Consider the following 12485-nt stretch of genomic DNA (forward strand, 5'->3'; position numbering starts at 1 on the left):
CTGGTTTTTAAACAAAAAGGCAATTTTTCGGTTAAGAAAGTTGCCTTTTTGTATTGTTCATTCTCTATACGCCAAACGCCCAGCGCTAAGCTGATTTATAACTTCCAATCCGGCCTTTCAAAATGGCAGGTATAACCGTAAGGATTTTTTTGCAAATAGTCCTGATGTTCTTCTTCCGCATTCCAGAAATCGGTTTCAGGTACCACCTCAGTTACAATTTTGCCCGGCCATTTGCCCGAAGCATCCAATTCAGCAATCAGTGTCTCAGCAGTTTTTTTCTGTTCTTCACTATTATAAAATATAGCTGACCGGTAAGATGTACCTACATCGTTTCCCTGTCTGTTGCGTGTGCTCGGATCGTGGATCTGGAAAAAGTATTCCAATAGTTTGCGATAAGTTAAAACGGTTGGGTCAAAGGTAACTTCAATGGCTTCGGCATGTGTGCCATGGTTCCGGTAGGTGGCATTGGGAACATCGCCACCAGTGTATCCAACAACTGTTGAGATAACGCCAGGGTAATGACGGATCAGTTCTTCTACGCCCCAAAAGCAGCCGCCGGCAAGAATGGCTTTTTCAGTATTCATATATCTTTCCTCTTTTTGATTACATAAAGATACGGTGAAGATGTGTAAAAGGAAAGTAAAGAAGGGTGGTCGTTACGTTGTATGGTGTAGTCGTGATGATAAATGATCGGATAAGTCGCTTGTGTCGTCCTGAGCGGAGTCGAAGGATAACGGGTTTAAGTGTATTGATTGATTTTTTGGATCGCAGGGCCTTTGCTAAGTAGGGTAGCGTGTTCCCGTCTTTTGCTTTTACGCTTCGCTGCCTCGTACCTCGTTGCTGCAGGGTAACCGCTTCAGCCGGGGCTAGGTGGCCACTGTAGCTTTTCATATTAGCGGTTGCAGGTTGCAGCGTCCATTGTTCCTAAACCCGATTGCAATGTAAAGCCCGGAGCGCAGCGAGGACTTGGAATGCAAAGCGGGGCAGCATTCCGCCAAGAACCACAAGCCCTTCATTTCCTGATTTTAACAAATGTGCTATTTCGGACGGTGATAACAAATGATCGGATAAGTTGCTTGTGTCGTCCTGAGCGGAGCCGAAGGATAACGGGTTTAAGTGTATTGATTAAATTTTTATTTGGAGCGCAGGGCCTTTGCTAAGTAGGGTAGCGTGTTCCCGTCTTTTGCTTTTACGCTTCGCTGCCTCGTACCTCGTTGCTGCAGGGTAACCGCTTCAGCCGGGGCTAGGTGGCCACTGTAGCTTTTCATATTAGCGGCTGCAGGGTGCATTGTCCATTGTTCCTAAACGCGATCCGATACCCATGGGATGAGCGGAACAGCCCGGAGCGCAGCGAAGGATTTAAAATGTTATCTCATTACCACCCCTGCCCCTCCTAAATCAGGAGGGGAGTTCCCCTCATAGTTCCGGATTTAATTGAAAAGTTGAATGCATTCAAGTCCTGTTGAAATCTGTCAATGGTATACTTTAGAATCTCGAATACATATGGATTGGGCGTCATTCCCAACTCGATTAGGAATCTTAAAACGCTCGCATTAATCGATCCTGTCATTGATAGCGGAGTCTAAGAATAGTTGGTTTAAGTGTATTGATTGATTTTTTGGAGCGCAGGGCCTTTGCTAAGTAGGGTAGCGTGTTCCCGTCTTTTGCTTTTACGCTTCGCTGCCTCGTACCTCGTTGCTGCAGGGTAACCGCTTCAGCCGGGGCTAAGTGGCCACTGTAGCTTTTCATATTAGCGGTTGCAAGGTGCAGTGTCCATTGTTACTAGATGCGATCCGATACCCATGGGATGAGCGGAATAGGCCCGGAGCGCAGCGAAGGATTTAAAATGTTATCTCATTACCACCCCTGCCCCTCCTAAATCAGGAGGGAGTTCCCCTCATAGTTCCGGATTTAATTGAAAAGTTGAATGCATTCAAGTCCTGTTGAGATCTGTCAATGGTATACTTTAGAATCTCGAATACATATGGATTGGGCGTCATTCCCAACTCGATTGGGAATCTTAAAACGCTCGCATTAATCGATTCTGTCATTGATAGCGGAGTCTAAGAATAGTTGGTTTAAGTGTATTGATTGCTTTTTTTAGAGCGCATGGCCTTTGCTAAGCAGGGTAGCGTGTTCCCGTCTTTTGCTTTCACGCTTCGCTGCCTCGTACCTCGTTGCTGCAGGGTAACCGCTTCAGCCGGGGCTAGGTGGCCACTGTAGCTTTTCATATTAGCGGTTGCAGGATGTCGCGTCCATTGTTCCTAAACCCGATTGCAATGTGAAGCCCGGAGCGCAGCGAGGACTTGGAATGCAAAGCGGGACAGCATGCCGCCAAGAACCACAAGCCCTTCATTTCCTGATTTTAACAAATGTGCTATTTCGGACGGTGTGACACAAATCGATAAGATGATTGCAAGCTTATATTTTGAGCGCAAGGCCGGTGTAAAACACAGGTTTCGTCCCGTCTTTTGCGTTTACGCTTCGCTGCCTCGTACCTCGTTGCTGCAGGGTAACGCTTCAACCGCGGCTAAGTGGCTTTTGCAGCATTTCATACTAAGGGTTGCAGGGTGCAGCGCCCATTGTTCCTAAACGCGATTGAGCGGAATAGCCCGGAGCGCAGCGAGGACTATAAGCGAAAGCGGGACTGCGAGCCTCCAAGAACTACAGGTTGCCCATTTTCTAAATAATCTATTGATGTCGGTCGTTGTGACACCAACTGATAGGATAAACTAGATTTCAATAACTCTGTTGAAAAGATCTCTCCATTTCGCTGCGCTACAGTCGAGATGACGAATTTTTTCGGGAAATCTGTCAATGGTAGCGGAGTCTAAGGAAGCTTGAATATCATGTTGATTATCAATAACTACCAAAAGCGAAATCCATAAAACTTACATTGTTTTTACGCGATGAGCTTACGGCGATGCCTTTATTCGCTTTATCAGTAAAAGTAAAACCTTCCAGTTCGTCTTGTTTATCGGCATCAATTACATTTAAAACAACCTCTTGACCTTTAGTTAATGATTTTTCGAGATCAATAAAGGTAAACCTCCATTTACGGCCTTCGATCTGATTTTGGATTAAAACCAGTATTCCTTTATCTGCAATGTAATGTAAGTTTTGTACCCAAGGTGAACAGGTGAATTTTTTGAAAAGTACACCTTTTTCGCTGGTTTTATTGGCTTTCGATAAGGCTTCTGGATTGTATAAACGTACTTCGTTAGCTTTATTGCCATAATCGGCTGTGGCCACATACCAATTGCTTTTGTAATTTACGTATTCTGGCCGCGTGCCCTGAATACAGGCATCATCCTCAATGGTTTTAATCAGGTTGCTATCTAATTTTCGGCTTTTTAAAAAAACTGACCAATTGATGCAGTTAATTTCTGCTTTCCAAAGTGTGCCTGCTGCATTTTGTTTAACCGAGTTGCCCACAAACGTTGGTAAGCCTTTGTGGTAGGCAATGCCAGTAGGATGTTTAATTACGTTTTTGCCTTTAATGGTAAATTTGTATTCCTTATGCTCATAAATAAGCGAATCTTTCTGAAGTTTATATTCGCGCATTATACCAACTTCTCTATCCCCATACAGAAAATAATGCCCGCTCTGCTTCGAAATACCCTGGCAGGCACCTAAGGAATCAAGAGTAATTGTTTTCGCTATTTTTCCTTCTGTTTTGCTGTATCTCGCAACAAAAAACATCACAATCAGGACTAAAACAGGGTTTAGTGTTTTCATGATTAAGGATCTAAAGGTTCATCAAAATCGATCTGTAAAGAATTGGTATTCAGGTAAAATTCTGATTCGGTTTCACTCAGTCGTTTTCCACTTTTATAAGGATAATAACCGAGTTCTTTTTTACAACGTTCGGGCAGGATATCGGTGATGTAGTAACTTTGCGATTTTACGGTACAAACCATTCCAGCTTTATCTGCCGGCATTCCGTACCTGAACATCAGTCTGGCGCAGTTACGTAAATTCGTAGTCGTGTGTCGGGCATGGGGTTCCATAATAATGGCACTTTCGGGTACCTGTAGCACTTCCATTAAAAATTTTTTCATTTCATAAGCTTCGCTGAATTTGGTTTTATAGGGATGTACCCTGCCACCAGATACCACAATAAATGGCGCCATGCCTTTTTTATACTGTAGGGCCGCTAAACGGCAGCGGATCATTCCGCCGGGGCTTAGGGCAACATCTTTTTCTTCGGGCCCTGCACCGGGAACCAGGATTACGCTGTAAGGGTATTTCTTCCAATCCACTTTTTTGATCTGTTGAATGGCAGTCAGGTTTACACCTTTGTTCATCGGTTCATAATCTGCAGCATCATTACGTTCATTGAGTTCTAATGCCTGAAGTGCAAATTGCATAGTGGGTTCAAAAAACAGTTTATTATTTCCTTGTAAGGCTAACCATGCATTGGCTGCGGTGAGTTCTGCAAATTCTTTATCCTTTATTTTAAAACTGATGGAATCTATTTTCGGGTAATTGGGTTTATTTCCCTCTACATATACGCCAATAGCGTAATTAATGGCATTTGCATCTTGCTCCCATGCCTTAATCAATAGGTTTTGATGCTGTTCTTTGGCAAAAAGGGCATAACACCCTGATGGAATGAGGTGGTTTTTGATCAATCTTCCGAATAGATTATTTTCTGTGTAAAGCTTGGCTAACCGGTTTCCGATACCGGATATTTCATCATCGGTAAATTTTAAAGCTTTCGCATAACAGGTAATGTCGGTTCTACAGGTTTTGATTGCTTCGTTTATGCGGAGCGTTTTTAATTGATAGATGGCGTTTAGTACCGTATCTGTACTGAGCGTTTGACGGAACTCTGGCAATTGTTCGAAAAGTGTTAGCAGATAATAATTTTTGTACTGTACAGCATTTCTGGTTTGGATAATTTGATAAGATGGCGAGGGCATTTCCTGTGCAGCTAAGCCTTGGCACAACAGGTAAATTATCAGAAAGAGATAGCAGAGTTTCATCTAAAAGTTTTGGGTGTAAAATTAAACGCCTGCCATTAAACCAAAATTAAGCAAGTGTTATCCTTTAGCTCAAGTAAATCGATTTATAAATATTTGGTTCGAGTTAATATTAATTTAAAGAAGCCATTCTTATTGGTGTAAAGAGTTAACACAGGGGATACATCGCGTTAAAAATGCACCGCTACTTTTGCGGCGGTAGAACGCTCAAAAAAATTACTCGTCAATTTTAAAAGGATAAGCCTATGTAAATGTGAAAATCTACGCTTCTACTTAAAAACACAAATCTCCCTATTATTTAAAAAACCATTACAAAGAACAAAAAGATGACATCATTTTTTTTAACCGCAGGTATTAATCATACTTGCAGGAAATTGCTTTTGCCCTTAGGTTTACTGGCCATCTGTAATGCCAATGCAATAGCAATAAACCATAGTGAAGCTGTGTCGGCCTTATACCATAAAGCATTTGCCACGGTGAGCGGAACAGTTACCGATCAAAATAACCAACCATTACCTGGTGTTAGTGTCTTCGAAAAGAAAACAAAAAAAACTACAGTTACCGATTCCAACGGCAGATATTCAATTAATGTAGAAGAAGGTGCTGTTCTGGTATTTTCTTATATCGGTTATGATAATCAGGAGGTTGCGGTTAACGGTCGCCAGAATATTAGTGTTGTTTTAAAAGAAAGCAGCAATACTCTAAATGAGGTAGTGGCCATTGGTTATCAGAAGATCAGAAAATCGGATGTAACAGGTGCCATCAGCAGTGTTAAAGCCAGCGAAATGAATTTAACTTCTCCTACGGTTGGTCAGGCTTTGGTTGGTAAAGTTGCCGGCGTGCAGGTATCTCAAACCAGCGGTGCGCCGTATTCCGGCACCAAAATCAGGGTAAGAGGTATTGGTTCCATTAATGCCAGTTCAGATCCTTTATATGTAATTGATGGGTACCCGGCAGGAAATAACGTATCCATTAATCCAGAGGATATTGAAACCATCGATATTCTAAAAGATGCCGCTTCTGCTGCCATTTATGGTTCAAGGGCATCGGGAGGGGTAGTGTTAATTACCACCAAAAGAGGTACGGATGGAAAAGGAAGATTTGAGTATGATGTCCAGGGTGGCGTTTCTCAGCTGGCTAAAAAAGTAAAACTCTTGGATGCCAACCAGTTTATCCAGCTTTTAATCGACGGGCGTAACAATGCCTATAAAGATTTATGGGTAAATGCCGGAAAAACCTGGAACGATGCCATGTTTAGTGATAACAATGCTACGCGTATTGCCAATGTGGGTAACGGAAGTAGTGTGAGTATACCTGCAGATCTTTATAATTTTAGTACACAACAAGCTATTCCTGCTACGTACAATACCGATTGGCAGGACGAACTTTATCGCAATGCCGCTTTTCAGCGTCATAACCTTTCCTTTTCTGGCGGTACTAAAGATATTAAATACTTTTTAAGTGGTGGTTACCAGAACAACAATGGTATTGTAACCAATACCAACCAAAAGGTTACCAACTTCAGGGCTAATATAGATGGCAAGGTGAGCGAGCGTTTACGTGTAGGCGCGAACATCTCGTACACACAGAATGATAACCGTGAAGTACAGGAAGGACGCTATAATCTAAGTCCGATGATGTCGGCTTTGATTTACCTGCCATATCTGCCTGCAAGGGATGCGAATGGTAATCCCATCCAGTTTGGCATGGGCGCTTTAGCCTCGCAATATGGTATTCAAAATCCAGAAAATCCACTTGCAACGGTAGAGCAATTGAAAATTACCAGAAAGGGTGCCCGAAGTACTTATAATGCCAATGCTACTTATAACATACTGAAAGGATTGGATTTTAAAGCCAATTTAGGTACACAGACCTATAACGAGAAATATGATTTTTATCTGCCAACCAGCTTAAGTAATGGTAATAATCCACCTTACTCTACCGCTGCGATAACGGCGGCGAATGCTATTGCACAAACGCTTAGTCAGGTTGATCAGCTTGGTGAGTTTACCTTAAACTATAACAAAACTTTTGGTAAGCATAAAATTGATGTGCTCGGCGGTTATTCTGCGCAGAAAACAACCAGCGATTTAATCAGGATTTCTGCTACGGGTTTTCAAAATGATAAAATCGGTGAGATCACCGATAAAGGTGCTGAAGCAGGCTTTTTAACACTGATTACCGATGGAGCAAATAAAACAGCAAAGGCTACCAATACTTTGCTCTCTTATTTTGGCCGTTTCAGTTATAATTATGCAGGTAAATACTTTTTAACCGGTTCATTCCGTCGTGATGGATCATCAAGGTTCGGCCCGTTAAATAAATATGGCAATTTCCCTTCAATAGCTGCAGGATGGAATCTTTCCGAAGAAGATTTCTATAACAGTTTTCTTGGCGAACAATCAACCGTTAAGTTAAGGGCAAGTTGGGGCTTGAGCGGTAACAACAACATCCCTAATTACAGAACTGCGCAGGAAATGAGTGCACCGGGTGGTGTGGTTTTTGGAAATGCGGTTTCAACGGCGATCTGGCCAAATGCCATACAGGATTCGAAGTTGGGATGGGAGTCTACCTCTCAGTATAATTTTGGTGCCGATGTCAGCTTATTCAAAAACAGATTGAATATTATTGCAAATTATTACTTGAGTTATTCTTACAATCTCCTATTCAATCAGCCCATCTCTGCTGTATCGGGTTCTTCTTCTATTCTTACCAATCTTGCTGATAGTAAAATCCGTAATAAAGGTTTCGACATCCAACTGGATGGAAGAATTATCCAGAACCAGGATTTTACATTGGGTTTAAGCGGAAACATTTCCGTTAACCACAATAAGGTATTAAATATGGGTGGAGCAAGTACCATCTATACTGCTGGTGCAGAGCGGTCATACATTACACATGTTACCCAAGAAGGTCAGCCGGTTGGTATGTTTTATGGTTTTAAAGTTTTGGGCAGGGTCACAGCTGATAATTTGGGTAAGGTTGCTCCATCAGCTTCTTCAACTAACCCGGCAAAAATCGGTGATTTATATTTCCAGGACACGGATGGCAACGGCATTGTGAATGATGCAGACAAAACGGTGATCGGCACACCTTATCCAAAATTTACCTACGGTTTTGCCGTAAATACTTCTTATAAAATGTTCGATTTAAGGGCATCATTCAACGGATCATATGGGAACCAGGTTTTAGACGGACAGGATTATTACCTGTATAATTTCGAAGGTTCTGGCAACCAGTATGTAGATGTTGCCAACCGTTACCGGAATGAAGCCAATCCGGGCAGTGGCTTAAATTATCGTGCATCGCGTGCGGGTACGCAAAGTAACAGTACCCGTTTATCATCTTTCTACATTCAGGATGGTTCTTACTTCAGGTGTACCAACATTACTTTAGGTTATAGTTTTCCAAAGCAGCTAGCCAATACGCTTAAAGTAAGTAATATACGTGTTTATGCGAGTGTAGATAATGCATTTACCATTACAGATTATAAAGGCTATAATCCTGAAGTAGATTATAGTGCAGGTAATAACCTTGCCCCTGGGGTAGATTATGGTAACTATCCATTGGCAAGAACCTATAACCTGGGTGTTAAACTTACTTTTTAGAATCAAGGAAATGAAAAACAATATTTATACAATTTTGGCACTGGGTGTAGTTTTAAGCCTAAGCGCCTGTAAAAAAGATTTTTTGGCACAGAGCAATCCCAATGCTGTTACTGTAGAGAATTATTTTAAAACTGAGAATGATGTATTATTGGCGGTAAACGGTGCTTACCAATCGTTAAGAAGCAGTAATACGCTGGGTGAAAATAGTGGTTTATTTACCGATGAGCGTTCGGATGATACCGGTAGAAATGATAACCAGAGTAATGCCGGAGAGCCCTTTCAATTTAATGATTTCTCTTTATTGCCAAGTAACTCATACTTAAAAGCGCATTGGCTTGCACTTTATCAATCCATCACCCGAAGCAATGTAATTTTATCAAATATCGATAAGGTAAGTTTTGCTAACCCTGCAACCAAGATTAACTATGCAGCCGAAGCCAAATTTATCAGGGCGATCATGTATTTCGAACTGGTAAGGAAATGGGGAGCTGTGCCTTTGGTTACTAAACAATTGCTCACAACTGATGAGGTTACCGCAGCAACTTTCCGCGTGCCTGAAGTTGACGTATATAACCAGATTGTCGCCGATTTAAAAGATGGTTTAAACAGTACGTTACCAAACTTCCAGACAACCGCCAATATTGGAAGGACTTCAAAAGCCGCTATTAATGCTTACCTGGGTAAAGTTTATTTAACCATGGCGGCCACCCTGCCAAACAATAAGGCCGAAAACCTTTCCAATGCCAATACTTACCTAACGGCTGCTTATAATATGAAAGCTTTTGGCAACCTTTCTGAAATTCCTTATACCGACGTTTTCGATGTGGCCAAGAAAGCCACCTGTAAAGAACTGATTTTCCAGATTTCTTACAAACAGGGCGATATTAATTACAGCTCCAGCATTGCCGCTAATAACCAGGCAAAAGGCGAAACCATTAATTCGTTAAAGGTTTCAACTGGTATCGGTGGAAATGTGAAGTTAGATCTGATCAACGAGTACGAAACAAGTGATTTAAGAAAAGATTTCTCTGTAAAATACGCTAACGATGCAACCGTAAAAGATTGGTTTATTACCAAATTCCGTGATGCCAGTGCCTTGGCCACCAACAATGGTTATGGCGGTAATGATTGGATTTTGATGCGTTATGCCGACGTAATTTTAATGCTTGCTGAAGTTAATATGTTGCAGGGCAATGATGCCGTAGCTATTCAATATTTAGATATGGTCAGAACAAGAGCAGGTATGCCTGTTTATGCGGTTGCCAAAACCGACGTTAATTATGCGGCTAAATTCCCGACTTTAAAACTGGCTATTTTGCATGAGCGTAGGGTAGAATTCGCCTTTGAGCACCAAAGATGGTTTGATTTGATCAGAAATTTTACCGCGGCAGAGTTGGTTACTTACTTAAAAGCGAAACCACAGTCGGCGTATGGAATTGCTAAGCTGGCTAACGTAACCACAAAAGACAGGTATTTCCCTATTCCTTTTGATGAGGTAAAACTGGATCCGGTTAAAATGTATCAGAATCCGGGTTATTAAATAACGTGAGTTTTGGCTCTTAACTTCGTCATTGCGAACTGAAGAAGGGACTTCGCGCAGGAGTGAAGCAATCTTTTTTGATAATAAATTATATGATAGATTGCTTCGGCTCGCTCATATCCCGCCTCGCAATTGTAAGGGTTTAGTAATTCGGTAATGAACTAGAGTTTATTTATATCGACCATTTCCACAGGTTTTTTACCATTAATTCCTTGGTGTGGCCTTTGCCAGTTATAATATACAATATACTTTAACAGTTCGTCCTGCAATTCCTCTAGGCTGTCAAAGTCTGTATCTTCAATGAGATCCTCTTTCAAGGTTCTCCAGAAGCGTTCAACCTTTCCGTTTGTCTGTGGGCGGTATGCCTTTGTATACCGCCTTTTGATACCAGTTTCCATCAGCATTCTCTCAAAGGGATGGTTCTTTTTGTTCTGACTGATGGAGGGACCGAACTCTGGTCCGTTGTCAGCAATCATCTCCTCAAAGAGTATCCCAAATTCCTGTTTGAGCATCTGCATGCAGCGCATCCCAGCGAACATGGTGGTAAGAGCGGTAATGTCTTCCATCACCTCTGCCCAGGCCAAACGTGAATAATCATCCAGGACGCACAGCAGATAAAGCTTTCTGTTTTGTCCCCTGATTACACTTTTACTAAGATGGTGGCAATCAATATGTCCTAACTGGCCCATATACTCCTTAATGATCTTTCGTTTAACTTCTTTTTCAGCCGACCCCAAATGGTTTTGACCGTGACGTTTGAGAATATTATATACCCCAGATGCCGATGGCGTAAATTTATCTGATTTTTGTTGAAGCTGACTGGCTATTTCAAATTTATTACAGCCAAGTTTACGAAGATCAAGCACTTTTTTGTTCATCCTGAAGGTCGGGACGTCTTGTACGGTACTTAGGACCACGCTTCGCTGGGAGCAGATCCACTTCATTCCCCGATTGCTTGAACCTATTGTAGTACTTCAAAAAACTCCGTGCATCAGTATCATGCGCAGAGTAGAAGTCTTTTACAAGTTTAAAATTGGGGTGCAAACCAGCTTTTACCTGTTCATATTCTGTGATCAGGAAACGGTATTTGCTCAGGTAATTACGCTTTAAGGTAAGATCATTCGTGTTTATTCGCATAAATCAATTATTAGCTTATACAAAGCTAATTCTGTTACCGAATTACTAAACCCTTACAGCAATGACGACTTTTTTGGGAGTCTGTCAAAAGTAGCTTGTCGATGGGCCTGTTTCAAGGTGTTTCGACAGGCTATAATTTAAAATTCTAGTACAAAATCGTCATCTCGACCGGAGCAACGCGGAGCGGAGAGATCTTTAAACGACGTTATCGAGAAATTTAAAAGATTTCTCCATTGCGCTACCGATGAAAATCGGTAAGCTTCAGTCGAAATGACGATATTATTTTATCTTAAGTTCTCCCTGCCATTTAGATTAATTTTTATAAAATAAATTAACCCTGATGAACATTCCCCTAATGCTTGATGTCGCACCAACCATAAAAAAAACTATCTGTGATTTGAAAATGAAGGCCAGCATTTCATCGGCAGCTTCAGCCCTTCTTTTCGTTATAAATCCTCGCTATGGGCTTCATCTCAGTCCCTTATATCACATTCCTCGTAATTTTCCCTTTAATAATATAAAGTGCCTGGATATTTTTCTTACTGATTACCGTATCGCCTTTAAAATTCGGGTTTGAAGAGCGGAGGATGAGTTTGGTATCGTCAGCGTGCTGAAAAATGAGTTTGATGGTGCGCAGGCTATTACTGTCTTCATCCGTCATCACCACATAAGCCTCTCCCCACTGCAGGATTTCGTAATTGGTAATTTCTTTTATCGCTATAATTTCCCCTGCGGCATACTGCGGGGCCATGCTATCACCATAAACCGGTAAATAGGCCGTACAATCATTAAAAGGCAAATAGTTGACCAGGTATTCCGCCCGTTGCTCTTCCACAATATGTTCTTTCGCATCCGACAGGCTCATATCAAAATAAGGAACACCTTCCTTGCTTTCGCCAACAGCTGGCTTCTTTTTGAAGAAAGGCTCACCAATTCCATCTTCCAGCCAGGTTAAATTGACGTCGAATTTCATCTCCAACCTATCTTTAATCGCATTAGATACATTAACCCTTTCTCTTAAAATATCTGACAATGAACCTTGTTGAATATTTAATGCAGCAGCAAAATCCTTTTGAGTCTTAAAATGCAGTAATTCCATTAATTTTTTTAAGCGCTGATTTTCATTCATAACGGTAATTGTTGATAAGTTTAGCTTATTAAAATTAGATTAACTTATTTTATTTTACTAAATTCGTTAGCTAATATAATCATTTT

The 12485-nt window shown here is 41.4% G+C and carries 8 protein-coding genes; 2 read left to right on the forward strand and 6 right to left on the reverse strand.

Annotation, left to right across the window (positions count from 1 at the left end; translation table 11 throughout):
* Nucleotides 1–95: 95 nt before the first annotated feature.
* The 3 genes from msrA to DV942_RS18085 form a co-directional block, all read right to left on the reverse strand.
* A complete protein-coding gene (msrA, locus tag DV942_RS18075; RefSeq protein ID WP_090984981.1) occupies nucleotides 96–584 on the reverse strand; it encodes a peptide-methionine (S)-S-oxide reductase MsrA in 489 nt (162 codons plus the stop codon).
* A gap of 2275 nt (nucleotides 585–2859) precedes the next feature.
* A complete protein-coding gene (locus tag DV942_RS18080) occupies nucleotides 2860–3738 on the reverse strand; it encodes a hypothetical protein (protein ID WP_145859892.1) in 879 nt (292 codons plus the stop codon).
* Nucleotides 3739–3740: 2 nt separating this feature from the next.
* Nucleotides 3741–4988, reverse strand: a complete 1248-nt coding sequence (locus tag DV942_RS18085; RefSeq protein ID WP_145859894.1) for a YdcF family protein — start codon at nucleotides 4986–4988, stop codon at nucleotides 3741–3743.
* 323 nt (nucleotides 4989–5311) lie between these two features.
* Between DV942_RS18085 and DV942_RS18090 the strand changes: the two genes are divergently transcribed.
* Both DV942_RS18090 and DV942_RS18095 read left to right on the forward strand, forming a co-directional pair.
* Nucleotides 5312–8593 (forward strand): SusC/RagA family TonB-linked outer membrane protein, encoded by a 3282-nt coding sequence (locus DV942_RS18090; RefSeq protein ID WP_145859897.1) that lies wholly within the window; start codon nucleotides 5312–5314, stop codon nucleotides 8591–8593.
* A 10-nt stretch (nucleotides 8594–8603) separates the two neighbouring features.
* Entirely contained in the window at nucleotides 8604–10133 is a 1530-nt protein-coding gene (locus DV942_RS18095) for a RagB/SusD family nutrient uptake outer membrane protein (RefSeq protein ID WP_145859899.1), read from the forward strand.
* A gap of 161 nt (nucleotides 10134–10294) precedes the next feature.
* Here the strand turns inward: DV942_RS18095 and DV942_RS18100 are convergent, their stop codons facing one another.
* The 3 genes from DV942_RS18100 to DV942_RS18105 form a co-directional block, all read right to left on the reverse strand.
* Entirely contained in the window at nucleotides 10295–11011 is a 717-nt protein-coding gene (locus DV942_RS18100) for an integrase core domain-containing protein (protein WP_186462341.1), read from the reverse strand.
* Nucleotides 10992–11270 (reverse strand): hypothetical protein, encoded by a 279-nt coding sequence (locus tag DV942_RS23580; RefSeq protein WP_186462342.1) that lies wholly within the window; start codon nucleotides 11268–11270, stop codon nucleotides 10992–10994. The genes DV942_RS18100 and DV942_RS23580 overlap by 20 nt, the downstream gene beginning before the upstream one ends.
* Before the next feature lie 481 nt (nucleotides 11271–11751).
* Nucleotides 11752–12399 (reverse strand): LexA family transcriptional regulator, encoded by a 648-nt coding sequence (locus tag DV942_RS18105; protein WP_145859904.1) that lies wholly within the window; start codon nucleotides 12397–12399, stop codon nucleotides 11752–11754.
* Nucleotides 12400–12485 lie beyond the last annotated feature (86 nt).

It is taken from the genome of Pedobacter suwonensis (assembly GCF_007833675.1).
GTDB lineage: Bacteria > Bacteroidota > Bacteroidia > Sphingobacteriales > Sphingobacteriaceae > Pedobacter > Pedobacter suwonensis.

Bases quoted from the DNA above. Each gene is read 5' to 3' on its own strand.
- DV942_RS18085 (WP_145859894.1), bottom strand. From the start codon at position 4,988: ATGAAACTCTGCTATCTCTTTCTGATAATTTACCTGTTGTGCCAAGGC.
- DV942_RS18105 (WP_145859904.1), bottom strand. From the start codon at position 12,399: ATGAATGAAAATCAGCGCTTAAAAAAATTAATGGAATTACTGCATTTT.
- DV942_RS23580 (WP_186462342.1), bottom strand. From the start codon at position 11,270: ATGCGAATAAACACGAATGATCTTACCTTAAAGCGTAATTACCTGAGC.
- DV942_RS18095 (WP_145859899.1), top strand. From the start codon at position 8,604: ATGAAAAACAATATTTATACAATTTTGGCACTGGGTGTAGTTTTAAGC.
- DV942_RS18100 (WP_186462341.1), bottom strand. From the start codon at position 11,011: ATGAACAAAAAAGTGCTTGATCTTCGTAAACTTGGCTGTAATAAATTT.
- msrA (WP_090984981.1), bottom strand. From the start codon at position 584: ATGAATACTGAAAAAGCCATTCTTGCCGGCGGCTGCTTTTGGGGCGTA.
- DV942_RS18080 (WP_145859892.1), bottom strand. From the start codon at position 3,738: ATGAAAACACTAAACCCTGTTTTAGTCCTGATTGTGATGTTTTTTGTT.
- DV942_RS18090 (WP_145859897.1), top strand. From the start codon at position 5,312: ATGACATCATTTTTTTTAACCGCAGGTATTAATCATACTTGCAGGAAA.